Source organism: Bacillus sp. 196mf (genome assembly GCF_003217275.1).
GTDB classification, from domain to species: Bacteria; Bacillota; Bacilli; order Bacillales; family Bacillaceae_G; genus Bacillus_A; species Bacillus_A thuringiensis_S.
Genome location: NZ_QJTG01000028.1, coordinates 36,741 through 50,019 on the forward strand (window position 1 = coordinate 36,741; position 13,279 = coordinate 50,019).

Sequence of the window (13,279 nt, forward strand, 5' to 3'; positions counted from 1 at the left end):
GTTATAAAAACAGATGTGCTTATTTTTTAATTTCTATGCATTTTTACGTTTTAAGAAAATCACTCCACCAACAATTAACAGTAATGCGCCTGCAGCCATAGAGATCCAACTTGTAAGATTAGTACCTGTTTGCGGTAACCATCCAATTTTAGATTGAATTTCTTGCTTAGGTTGTGGTTGTTCTTTTACTTGCTCGTTAGGCTGCTCTGGTGTTGGAGTATTTTTATCTGAATTTGGCTGTTCTGGTTTAGGTTGTTCCGGCTTTACCTCTTTAAATTTCACTGTTTGTTCCTTATCTTCAATTTCAGCGTGAATAGCTACTAATATATTATCTTGATACAGTTCTTCAAATACTACTACTTCGTTACCTTGTAATGCAGAAGCATTAAATGTGAAATCTAGTGTGATAGAACCATTCTTCTCTTTAGCAATAAACTTAGATTCTACTGTTACTTCTTTTCCATCAACTAATAATGGCTTGTTTGTTGCTTTATCCATCAGTTTACCTTTTACAACATACTCTTTACCCACGATTAAGTCTTTGTATTCCACTTTATCTTGGATTGTTACAGATTTAGAAGCGTCTAACTCTTTAGAACCATCAGCTTTGTTTGTTGCTGTCGTTTTAATAGAAGGTTCTACAAATCGAACTGTTTGACCTACATCGTTAATGTCAGCATGTGTTGCAATTACTTGACCTTCATGTAATAAGTCTTCAAACACGACTACTTCTCTTCCTTGCTGTTCAGCACCAACAAAAGTAAAGTCTAATGTTACAAAACCGTTCTTTTCTTTTGCAGTAAACTTCGTTTCAGCTGTTACTTCTTTTCCATCAATTAATAATGGTTTGTTAATAGCTTTGTTCATTAGTTTACCTTTTACAGTGTACTCTTTACCTACAACTAAGTTAGTATACTCCACTTTGTCTTGAATAGTGATAGAATCCTTTGAATGAATCTCTTTTCCACCATCAGCTTTGTTTGTTGCTGTCGTTTTTACTGATGGCTTAACGAACTTAACTGTTTGACCTTTATCATTGATATCAGCATGTGTTGTAACAATTTTTCCTTCTTTCAATAACTCTTCGAATACTACTACCTCTTTTTCTTCTAAACCAGTTGCATCAAATGTGAAGTCTAATGTAATAGAGCCATTTGCTTCTTTTGGTGTAAACTTCGTTTCAGCTGTTACTTCTTTTCCATTTACAACTAATGGTTTATTAGTCTCTTTATTCATTAATTTACCTTTTAAAGTGTATTCTTTACCTACTTGTAGGTCTTTGTATTCCACTTTATCTTGGATTGTTACAGACTTAGACGTGTGTATTTCTTTTGTACCATCTGTTTTATCAGTAGCTGTTGTTTTTATTGAAGGAATCTTTTCATCTTTGACAATGTGTTTAATGATTTGACCATTCTCTTTAATTTCAAAAGAGAACGTTTCTTCATTTAATACATAACCTTTTGGCGCAACAGTTTCTTTATATGTGTATTTTCCAAATGGTAATTTTTCAAATTTAGCGATTCCTTTATCGTCTGTTTTTCCTTTTACTACTTCTTTTCCTGCTTCGTTATAAATCGTAAATTCTGCATTTGGAAGCTTGTTATTTCCATCAGCTACATCTACCTTTGTAATTTCTAGATCACCTTTGATAAGATGATTAACTGCCAATAACTCAATAATCTTCCCATGTTCCTTTATTTCGAACATAATTGGTTCTTTAACAAGAACGTAACCATGTGGAGAAGCCTTTTCTACAAATGAATATTTACCATACGCTAAATCTTTGACGTTAATCTCGCCATTTTTATCTGTCTTATATTCCCCAACTACTTTTCCACTTTCATCTTTCAATTCAAATACTGCACCTTCTAATTTTTTGCTAATATCTTCATTATCTACTTTTAGTAATTTTACACTACCTTTCACTTCGGTATTTTCCACTGTAAAAGTAAGTGTTTTATTGTGCTCTTTAATTTCAAAAGGATACTTTGTTTTATTTCCAATATATCCATTAGGTGTTTTTGTCTCTAAGAAATAATACTTACCATACGTAAGACCTTCAACGTTTGCAATTCCATTTTCTTTTGTTACTACTTTTTGCACTTCTTTTCCATCTTCAGTAAAGACTGTGAATTCAACATTTGGTAAAACCTTTCCTGAATCACTGAGCTTTTTAATTTCGATGTTACCTTTTACTTTGTTATTTACTATTTGGACAGCTCCTGTTTCTCCTGTCTTAACTTCAATAGTTTGTGGTTTATCATCTGAAACATAGCCTGTTGGTGCTTTAATTTCTTTTAATGTGTAAATACCAATTGGTAAGTTGTTTAATTCTGCCATACCATCAGCACCAGTCGTGATTTTTCCAACTGATTCATTATTTGCATTAAAGACCTCAAATACTGCACCAGCTAAAACTTCTCCATTTTCTCCAACCTTTTTAATTTTTAAAGAACCAGCTGCTTCCCAATTTACTGCAAGATCACTACTAAGCTTTTCTTCATTTCTTTCTAATAGTACTGTAGCGTTCTGAACAGTATCCGTACCACGGTAAGCAATTGCTTGAACTTTAGTTAAATTAGCAGCTACACTTAAATTAAATTCACCCGTTTTTGTATTCTTAGGAATTTGGATACGAAATTTTTCTCCAACTGAAAGCTGATCTTTCACTTCTCCATTTTCACTAACAATTCTAACTCCATTAGGTGCATTTTTCGCTACTACCTTATAAGAACCACTCTTAGCATTTGTTTGTACTGAATATAGATTTGTTTCGAAGAATTCACCCTTTAATTCTGCTTTTTGCTTTTCAGCAGGAATCACATTCATAAAAACATCTTGAGTCTCTTCACTATTATTAGCATTACTAATAATAGCCTTAGCTGCTTTTTCAACATTTTTATTCTCATGTTTTAATTCATTTACATCGAGTTGACCTAATGCATTCCAAACCGCAAGTTGCGTTGCATAATGCGCTTCATTTTTATTAGCTACTCCCAGCTGTTCAGCACTTTTTTGTGGGAAACCATTTAATAAGACTCTATATACTACATTATCTGTTTTCCCCATTTCAGGAAGATCTTCACCATTTGGTGATTTTAATCCAAGAGTTAAGCAATAAGCAATTTGACCACTTGAATTTTTAATCATTTCAGTACGAATGTACTTACCTAGACTATTACTATAACTCCAGTCCATTGAATATTTCTCATGCGTCATAACCTCTGCACTAGCCCTAGGTAAAAATACATTAAGGAATAATGCCAGTACTGATAATAATGTAAAAACTCTTATAATGACTCTCTTACCCAATTTTGTAACCTCCCTAGAATAAATTAATCCGAGTATATATCGCAATATCTAAAACATTCACGATCGACCCGATTATCATTATAAAACAATAAATTACAAATATTAAATAATTTTAATTAAATAGTCGAAAAATTTACATATTTTATTATTTATCAAGTTTTTTAACGAATTTACTATATACAAATTCTAAAACACGCCTACAATTTAAAAAACAAATATGTATGTTAAATATATAAATAGCAATTCCTTTACTCCAGTTATTAAGCTTTCCCCCTATTAAAAATATCCTCTTCATTTTCTTGTTAACCTGAGTAACTTATACACCTCTTTTAATCTATTACACTCCTCCATTTAAATATAAAGGTGACTTCTCGTTCAAAGAATAAAGTGAAACTTTAATTCGCCCGATCCCCATCTAACTTCTTTACTTTCATTGAATTTTTGGGCGTGAGTCTTACTGCCCACAAATAGCGGGATACATTATGCAACATTGCATTTGATAATCATTTTCAATGTAACTACAATGATTACATGGTTACTGTTAATCCAATATTCTACATGGAGGTTTTATTATGTTAAAAAAAATTATTGTATCTTCTATGGCGCTTACTATGTTCGGTGGAGCTGCAACTATGCTAGAGGCACCTACTGCTCAAGCAGCTTCTTATAACTCAACGTCATCCTCTTACTTTGATGTCACTCCTGAAGAGGCCGTGGCTTTCTATCAATCTCAAGACTATAAAAAATTAAAAGTATTTTTGGATGACTTTGAAGCAAGAAACCCTTATACTCCAGGTGGAGGCTACGCTCAAGGGAGTGTACGTATGCAAAAATTCAACGATGCTCTTAGAGATGCCAAATTAACAAATGTCTACCAAGAATTTATTAGAATCTCATACTACAATCATTATCCAGAACCAAAATAATAACAACGGATTAAATGTTTATTATTTCTATAACTTAGCCTAATTTTAAATGTATAACCTAAAAATAATTACTAAAAACCACTCATATAAGAGTGGTTTTTCTATTTCCCCATATAATTTAGCGGAATGTTACATCATCTTTATTTTGATATCTTTTATAGTAGACATTCTCTCGTTGACACAATCTAGTAGGTTAGCAATGGAAATATCAAAATGTATTTATAATTGTTTTCTGTTTAATAGCCAAAAACGAACACCCTCTCACAATTAGATAAGGTGCTCGTTTTCATTTTTATCGGTAATTCTCAATTCAATTTAGCTTCTTTCCAATAAGTAAAGATTAAATTAACTTAAAAGCAAAGCGTTTTAAATTTAATTCATAGATCTTACTGAAACTTGGAATTGCCCCTTAGAACCATCATCATTTGAAACGTAAATTTTATATGTTCCATTCGGTAATGGAGATAAAGCATTCCGTACATTTGTAACATTAATTTGTTGTTCTCCAGGTTTTATATAACCACCAACAATTAGCTCTGTATTTGGACCTTTTACACTATATCCCATTGTATTTTGACCATTATTTTTCATAGAGAAGCTTAAGTCAGTACTCCCATCATATACGAAAGAAGTTTCAGCCTCGCCACTATAATCCATTGTTTGGGTTAATAATAAGTCTGCAGAAACATGTTCAACTACATGAATTGGATCATTCGTTTTGTGTACTTCTTCAGCATAAGTATTATTCCCTAACACACCAAGTGTTAATGCTGAAATTACTCCACAACTAAGCACTAGTTTATTTAACTTCATTTTAAGTTCCCCCTTGATGTTTGTATTCTATTACCATCATACATCCTTTTCCAAGTACGTTTTTATGTAATAATTCATATCTATAAACCTATATATCTTAACTTTTCACCTTAATAGTTATTGAGAAACCCACATAGATAAAGCTACAATATTACGCTTCATAAAAAACATGTGAATTTTAAAGTCTTTTTCTAACAAAGTTTTATACGAGTAAGTACCAAAATACTCACATAAATAGCATTTCTATTTCAGATAAAATGTACTAATAAAATTTTTCTAAAATTTCACTTTGTAATTTGATATATTCCATGTTAATATAACGAAGGCTACAAAACAGGAGTCACCATGTATATCATTTTTACAGAATATTCATACTTAAAAAACCTTATTTTATCAGTAACTCAATCCCAATTTTACCTATACACAAGTTAGTTTATAATTTCATATGTACATAAATTTAAATAGATTTTTTCTATTTTCCTTATCAATTTTAATACGAGTAATATAACAGCATTTTTCAAGTACCCTTCCTTTTTTAGATAAAAAGTCTACTAATACTAAACATCTATGTCCAACTCATACATAATTCTACTTACAAACTATTGGAGATGCAAAACTATGGGAATTTCTACTCTTTTATTAAATACCTTTATTATAATAATTTGTATCCTTAGCTATCACGTATTTTGGCTAGAGTTTAAAGAAAAAACAACATGTAATAATATATTATTTTCTATCCTTTCCTCCATTGCTATTATTTTTTGTATGACTTTTCCTTTTCATTTACATGTGGGATTTATTTATGATTTACGTTTTATTCCTATAATATTAGTTTTTCTATATGGAAATACAAAAAACATTGTTTTTATAGGAATTTTATATCTTTCTTATCGGTTTTACTTAGGCGGAAATGGCGTTCTTCCATCATTTATTATCTTCACTATTATTTTTGGTATAACAATGCTCTTTCGTTACTTATTACCTATGTATGTTAAAGAAAAAAAAGTATTATTAAGCTTACTCCTTATTTTAGTATGTACAACTTCACTTTCTATTTGCGGTATTGTAACTCAAATACATACAGGAGGGAAAATAGACTCTACTCTCATAGAATTTTTATTAAATTACATAATCATTAATATTTTCACAGTATTATTATCAGTTTATTTAATAGAGGGAATGATTGAGAAATATAAAATGAAAGAAAAGCTACAACGGGCTGAAAAATTTTATATAGCTAGCGAACTAGCAGCGTCAATTGCACACGAAATCCACAATCCACTAACCACGGTACATGGATTCACTCAATTATTAAATGAAAAACATGCCTCTAAGCTATCTCAGGATCAATACTTAGAAATCATGTTAATTGAAATGCAGCAAATACAATCTACTATTAATAACTATTTATCTTTAACCAAACCACAGAACACCCTAAAAGAGAAAATAGATATTAATCACATTTTAAATCAGGTGAAAGATACTATTTCACCACTCGCTCTATCATACAAAGTTGAAATCAAACAAAATAGTACAGATTCCTTTTATATAAATGGGGACCCCGAAAAATTCAAACTCTGTCTAAACAACATCATCCAAAACGGAATTGAGGCTATGAAAAATGGTGGATTATTACAAATAAATATACAAAAAGTAAAAGGAAATATCATAATTGATATTATTGATTCAGGAATTGGGATGTCATCTCAACAAATAAAACGAATTGCTTTGCCATTCTATTCAACAACAGAAAAAGGAACTGGGCTTGGTACTATGATTGCTTATAGTATTATTAAAGAATTAAACGGAGATATAGAGATAGAGAGTAACTTAGGTAAAGGGACACGCTTTTCTATTAGTATCCCTTGCTAATGCGACAAAAATTTTCTGTTTAGTTAATTAAAAATAATAAGGATCAGAGCTTATCTATTGTTACAGATAAACTCTAATCCTTTAGTTTAATTACATTAAACGCACTTAATATTTATAACTATTCTTACATCGTGATGAAAGAATAGTTCATCGACTTTATCTCATTTACTGATTAGATTTGTTTAATGTAAATATAACATCTCTCGGCACTTAATTTGTTATTATCATTATAGACATTTCCTACAATTGTTTTTCCATTAAAGTACAGACCTTATGCCATTCATTGAAAAAGACAACTCCCTTTTTACTACTTTACTTCCACCGTATAATTCCCTGTTCCACCACTATACTGATACACATGTAAATAATACTTCCCTGGATACGTGTAGTAACTACCTACTAGTTTATTCCCTTGTTGCTGAGCATACGTAACATAATTATTTAAATCTGCTTCAGAATAAAGTACCCAGTCCATTCCGATATTATTTTCATTCGTTACGTTAATTTGAAGGTTTTTAGCAGTCTCCACATTAATTTCAAAGAAATCACTTGTATCGCCATTTCCTAAACTAGCACGTAAAACTTGATTTAACTGCAGTTTGTTTGCTGTTTGGAATGAGTTATTCGGTTCTTTTTCTACACTGTTATCTTCTTTCTTTTGAACAGTTACAGTCGCTGTAGCAGTATTAGTTGCTCCTTTATCGTCTGTTACCGTTAATTTCGTTGTATACGTTCCTTCTTTTGTATATACGTGAGTTGGATTTTGCTCATTACTTACTGCTCCATCACCAAACTCCCATTTATACGAAGTAATTTTCCCGTCTTCATCTTTTGATCCGTCGCTTTTAAATGAAATTGCTTCATTTACATTTCCACTATACGGACCGTTTATAACTGCAACTGGTGCTTTATTCTCTGCACCTTCTTCTGTATTAATACCGTGGAACACAACATCATATTCAAATTGTCCTGATGCATTCACGCGATAATTTACGAAGTATGCTGTTACTGTTTTATAGCCTGTCCATTCCTTTGCACTTAAACGTTTTAACGTATCATTAACGTTTTGTGTAATTGTTTTCCAATCTTCATATTCTCCTTTTGCTGCAGTTCCTGTATATGTTCCTTGTAGTGTGAATGTATTAAAGAACTGTGATTTATTTTTCTTCACTGATACATTTTTCAATTTTGCTTCCGCCGTTATTTCTGCCGCAATATCTGAAACTGGTTTCGGTGCATGATTTGCTAAATAATCGTCTGATACTAATGGCACGTTATATTTCTCACGATTATCAACTAGCAATTGCATATAGTCTTGATATTCTTTATTTAAATTCGCATCTTTACTTAATGTAGAGCGATATGCATCATATGCTGTTACATCATTTTTCCTAATAAGATCATGTATTTTATCAAACATATCATATCTCTTATTGTACATATAAGATTGTAAAGCAAAGGAATAATTATAGAAATCCCACGTTCCATACTTTGCATTTAACGTTCGCTCTGCCGTATAACGCTCTGCTGGATTTGAAGATAATCCTCCTATAATACTCTTTCTCGGTACAACATTATCCGTTCTCGTTGCCCCTGCAAAAAATTCAGCATTCCCTTCTTCAAACCAAGATAATCTTTCATTTTCATATATTTTTCCTTGTCCCCATAACCCTGGTACTTCATATCTACCTTGTAAATAATGTGTGAACTCGTGTCGGAATAATTCTTCTAAACTATAAATACTTTCTTCTGGCGTACGCTCATAAGTAAAGAACGTACCTGTTCCTTCTATATAAAGACCACCGTTATTCGTTTCATATCCGTACAATTGACGATTAAATTGATATTCTGCTGGGCTATTATAAATAACCATCGTTAATACATCATCAGGATTTCCTTTTTCTAAAGGTTGATCACTTTCAACCGTACGATGGAATTGTGCCTTCACTTCTTTTGCCGCCCAATATAAACGTTTTACTTTTTCTTCTGTCACTTTATCTCCAGCTTTTAAAACAATTGCCCCATCATCAAACGTATACGTTTTTGGCAAATATTTTTTCTTTCCATCTTCTCTTATTTGATCTAAATTCACCACTTTACCATTTGCATCTTTTCCGCCATAATTCGTTGCGATTTGCTCAGCAGCTACGAAATATTGCTCCCCTAAATACGGATAAATTTTCATCGCATCTGTTACAACTTGTAACCCTTTCGTTCCTGTACTATGGAACGTACCGAGTCTACCTGTATAATAAATGCCATTATTAATAAGCCAACCGTTTTTTGCTGTAATCGTTCCCATTAATGCAAAACGACTTAATTCATTAATATAACTATCTATTTTCTGATACCATACTGTATCTTTCGGTGCTTTCCTCGTATCGTACAAATACGATTGAATGTCGTAGTCAACACCTTGCATAATATCGTAAATAGCATTTCCAGCTGAAAGATTATCTACTAATGTAGAAAAATTATCATTATATTGTTTAAAAATTTTTGCAGCTGATGTTATCGTTTCCACATCACTCGAAGCGTTTCCTATTAACTTTCCGTATGATGATACCACTCTATTTTGCTCTAATGTACCCAGCTTGAAATTTGAATTGTTAGCTATCGCTTTTAATGCAGGTAAGCATTTATCATGATAACTCCGTTCATTTAATTTACTAAGTTCCGAATTATAAAATCCTAAATAAAATCCTGAACGTAATACCTCCACTAATGTCTCAATCCCTTTTGAATCATCCTTCGTATAGGCTTGTCCTTGCTGCTTCAATTTATCAATAATCGCCTGCATCCTACTATCATTTTGATAGAATGCTAGACTGTCTGTATTAAACTGAAATAGCCCCGTAATTTGCTCCCAATCAATTGTTACAAGTAAATCTACTAACTGCTGATTGCTTAATTGATTTAATTCAGCAATTGTATAAGTTTTCGCTACAGCTAATTGCTTACTTTCTTTTTTCACCTCAGGTGGTCTTTGTGATAAATCGGCAAATTGTAGCCTTTTCTCAAAAGACTTGCTTTCGAGCACTTTCGATGAATGAGCTAATTCTTGTACTGGTAGTTGTACACCGACTGGCTCCATTTTGAGCACATTTCGATAAGAAACTTGCTCTCCCTTAGTATCTTCTGCCAAACTTACCCCTTGAAAACTCCCTAACATTAAACTAGCAAAACTTACCCCTACTAACATTTTCTTTGAATAGCCTTTCATACTCTCCCCTACCTTACATTTTTAGTGTCCCGCTCCATTATTTTACTATTTTTACTTTTTGTCCTGTATTGAGAAAAAATAAGGTAACGTTCACACATATATTCATTTCATGTAAAATTAACGCTTGACTTTCCGTGCATTTTATATCAAAAAAGATAGATAATAGCAAAATTCCTGCTACATCTATCCACGTTTTCAACACTATGATTTTAACTTTATAAACGTAACTTCCGGTAATGTTTGCATATGCTGAATAAACTCATTCTTTTCTTCTGACGATATATTTTTCAGTTGCATCCCTACCTTATAAACAGTTTCTGTACCTCGCTGTGAAGCTTCCACCTCATATGAGAGTATTGGGATGCCTTTCACTTGTAGTGTTTCTAATATTTGTTGTACCGCTTCATGTTTATTTACAAACATTTGCACTGTTATATTTTGTGGAAATAAAAATTGCACCTTAAAAATACGACTTACAATTTCTAAACCAATTAAAACGAGAATCGTCGCTCCAATGCCTACTACATACATTCCCGCTCCAATTGCTAATCCTATACCGGCAGTAGCCCATAAACCAGCCGCGGTCGTTAATCCTTTCACCGCCTGCTTTTGAATAATAATTGTGCCTGCACCTAAAAAACCAACTCCACTAACGACTTGTGCTGCAATACGACTTGGGTCTAGAGACGTATGCTCTTCAAACACAATATCTGAAAAGGCATATTTCGAAACAACCATTATTAACGCACTTCCTACCGCTACGAGGAAATGAGTCTTTAATCCAGCTTCTTTCGATCGAATTTCTCTTTCAATACCAATCATTGCTCCTAACAAGCCAGCAACACCGATTCGTATAATAAAATCAAAATCTACACTCACGGGCACTTCCCCCTTTCATTCATTATAGATAGATAAAACAAAAATTATCACAAACATCCATTTATCAACATGAAAGAATACCACTAAAATACACTTAATACTCCGACTTTTTATGTTAATATTTTAAATATTAACATAAAATAAATAACTCCTAATTTTAAACCTTCACTAATTTTCTAAAAAACCAAAGGTGGATTGCATGAAATTAGGTTGAGAAATTTTAGAAAACGCTTTCACTTTGTTTCATAATTTTTTATAAAAACTACATAACTAAAGGAGCTTACTAACAATGAACCTCTCATTACTTACACCTACTACTGATTTACAAGAAGAATACTTAGATTTCTATAACGAATGGAAAGATAGCGGTGAAACAATGATCCCGTGGGTTATCACAAAAAAATCCTGCCAACTTCCCAGCTATGGTTCAAGAACTTCTCGATGCGCATAACGGAATAAATATCCCTGAAACTTGGGTACCAGACTCTACATATTGGCTTGTTACAGATGAAAATAAAATTGTGGGAGCTGTTAATATACGTCATAGTTTAACCGAACATTTATTTAACGCTGGCGGTCATATTGGTTATGGCATTCGCCCTTCTGAAAGAAGAAAAGGTTATGCTACAAAGTTATTAAAATTATCGCTAGAAAAAACGAAGGAATTAAACATCGAGAAAGTACTTGTCGTTTGCGACGCAGTGAATACCGCTTCTGAAAAAACGATTTTACATAACGGTGGGCTTCGTAATGATGATTTCACTGAGGAAGATGGGAATGTAGTAAGAAGATATTGGATTGAGATATGAATGATCACAAAGAAGCAAGAAAGTGATTATACACTTTCTCGCTTCTTTTACACTGTTTCTATTTCAAACTGCACTGTAATACCACTTGGATCTACTACCGCAAACCCATTTGTAGTTTCATTTATTTCATGTTGTTTTTCTATTAATCTTTCTTTCACTTCATCTAACGCTTCTTTATGCGGTAGTACAATCGCATATACCTTTAGTCCAGTTGCATGTACTGGTGGGTGTGGATTGTTTACTCCGTTCCACGTATTTGCACCAATATGGTGATGATATCCCCCTGCTGAAATAAATAAGCAATCCTCTTCACGCTGCTGTACTTCAAAACCTACTGTTTCCACATAAAATTCATGTGATTTCTCTACATCAGCTATTCTTAAATGTACGTGCCCAACGACAGTATTAGCAGGCAAACCATCAAACTCATAATCAACGAGTGTTGCCAATTCTTTTAAATCAAGTGGTGTACTTCCTCCTGGTCCTTCTCCCCATTGATCGCGCGGACGGTCTGCATAAATTTCAATACCATTCCCCTCTAAATCTTGCAAATAAAAAGCTTCGCTATATGTATGATCACTTGCACTATTAAACCTTGAAATTGGTAAAATTTCATTTGAATATGTATAACGCCCTTCTTGCTCAGCCGGGCTGTCAATTACATTCTTATTACGAAGAACCCCAAATAGCGCAGAAGCAAAAGCTTCACGAGTCGGAACTAAAAAGGCTACATGATATATACCAGTCGTACGCGGTTCTTGCAGTACCCCGTCCTCTAACTTTTCAAGAACAAGTAACGTGTTCTTTCCACCTTTTCCAGATAAATATGCTTTATTCCCCTCTTGCTTAATTACCTCTAATCCTACAACATTCTCATAAAAAGCAATTTGACGCTCTAAATCTTTCACTTTAAATTCAACATGACCAATACGTGTTTTCGGATGAATTTGTACCATGAATAACTTCATCTCCTTATCCCTATATTTTCCCATTACATATAACCGTTACTATGAAGGATACAACTAAAATCATCCTATGTAAATAAGAAAAGTCAGAATTTACATACATTTTTATTTTCATAATAAAAAGCCACCTTTTCTGAAGTGACCCCCGAAAGTTAGACAGGTCGTTTCATTAGGCAGCCTCTAGGGTATGAGCCCGGTATTGTACTGGGCTCATACCCTTTAATTTTGCCTTAATTCTTTTATGATTATAGTATTCTATATACTTTGCTAATTCTTGTTTGAAATGTGTTATACTTTCAAATTCTTTTCGATACAGAAATTCCGATTTCATAATACCGAAGAAATTTTCAATAACGGCATTGTCATAACAGTTTCCTTTGCGAGACATACTTTGAGTTATGCCACAATTCTTAAGAGAATGGCGGTATTGTTTCATTTGATAGTGCCAACCTTGATCAGAGTGAATGAGGAGTTTAT

At 32.7% G+C, this 13,279-nt stretch carries 8 protein-coding genes and 1 pseudogene; 3 read left to right on the forward strand and 6 right to left on the reverse strand.

The features are described from left to right. Positions 1 to 33 precede the first annotated feature (33 nt). The gene (locus tag ATL10_RS25485; RefSeq protein ID WP_097997811.1) at positions 34 to 3,315 is read right to left on the reverse strand and encodes a VaFE repeat-containing surface-anchored protein; all 3,282 of its coding nucleotides are present in this window, start codon (positions 3,313 to 3,315) and stop codon (positions 34 to 36) included. Positions 3,316 to 3,887: 572 nt separating this feature from the next. Between ATL10_RS25485 and ATL10_RS25490 the strand changes: the two genes are divergently transcribed. Then, on the forward strand, positions 3,888 to 4,241 hold the full coding sequence (locus ATL10_RS25490; RefSeq protein WP_000913814.1) for a hypothetical protein: 354 nt from the start codon (positions 3,888 to 3,890) through the stop codon (positions 4,239 to 4,241). Between the two features lie 372 nt (positions 4,242 to 4,613). On the opposite strand, the gene ATL10_RS25495 is transcribed toward ATL10_RS25490, so the two are convergent. Further along, positions 4,614 to 5,054 (reverse strand): hypothetical protein, encoded by a 441-nt coding sequence (locus ATL10_RS25495; RefSeq protein ID WP_071714644.1) that lies wholly within the window; start codon positions 5,052 to 5,054, stop codon positions 4,614 to 4,616. A 618-nt stretch (positions 5,055 to 5,672) separates the two neighbouring features. Here ATL10_RS25495 and ATL10_RS25500 point away from each other — a divergent pair. After that, positions 5,673 to 6,926 carry a sensor histidine kinase gene (locus tag ATL10_RS25500; protein ID WP_090977443.1) on the forward strand — a complete coding sequence of 418 codons (1,254 nt, stop codon included), beginning with the start codon at positions 5,673 to 5,675 and terminating at the stop codon, positions 6,924 to 6,926. Between the two features lie 307 nt (positions 6,927 to 7,233). Here the strand turns inward: ATL10_RS25500 and colA are convergent, their stop codons facing one another. Together colA and ATL10_RS25510 are read right to left on the reverse strand one after the other, a co-directional pair. Continuing rightward, positions 7,234 to 10,149: a collagenase ColA gene (colA, locus tag ATL10_RS25505; RefSeq protein ID WP_110497797.1), complete on the reverse strand. Its 2,916-nt coding sequence runs from the start codon at positions 10,147 to 10,149 to the stop codon at positions 7,234 to 7,236. Positions 10,150 to 10,350: 201 nt separating this feature from the next. Beyond that, positions 10,351 to 11,028 carry an MgtC/SapB family protein gene (locus tag ATL10_RS25510; protein ID WP_110497799.1) on the reverse strand — a complete coding sequence of 226 codons (678 nt, stop codon included), beginning with the start codon at positions 11,026 to 11,028 and terminating at the stop codon, positions 10,351 to 10,353. Positions 11,029 to 11,317: 289 nt separating this feature from the next. Between ATL10_RS25510 and ATL10_RS25515 the strand changes: the two are divergent. Continuing rightward, positions 11,318 to 11,837, forward strand: a pseudogene (locus ATL10_RS25515) (GNAT family N-acetyltransferase). Positions 11,838 to 11,884: 47 nt separating this feature from the next. On the opposite strand, the gene ATL10_RS25520 reads toward ATL10_RS25515, so the two are convergent. Both ATL10_RS25520 and ATL10_RS25525 read right to left on the reverse strand, forming a co-directional pair. Then, positions 11,885 to 12,793, reverse strand: a complete 909-nt coding sequence (locus tag ATL10_RS25520) for a VOC family protein (RefSeq protein WP_000249880.1) — start codon at positions 12,791 to 12,793, stop codon at positions 11,885 to 11,887. A 178-nt stretch (positions 12,794 to 12,971) separates the two neighbouring features. Next, positions 12,972 to 13,279: IS3 family transposase (locus tag ATL10_RS25525; protein ID WP_142670009.1), on the reverse strand; the 308-nt coding region annotated here is incomplete at its 5' end.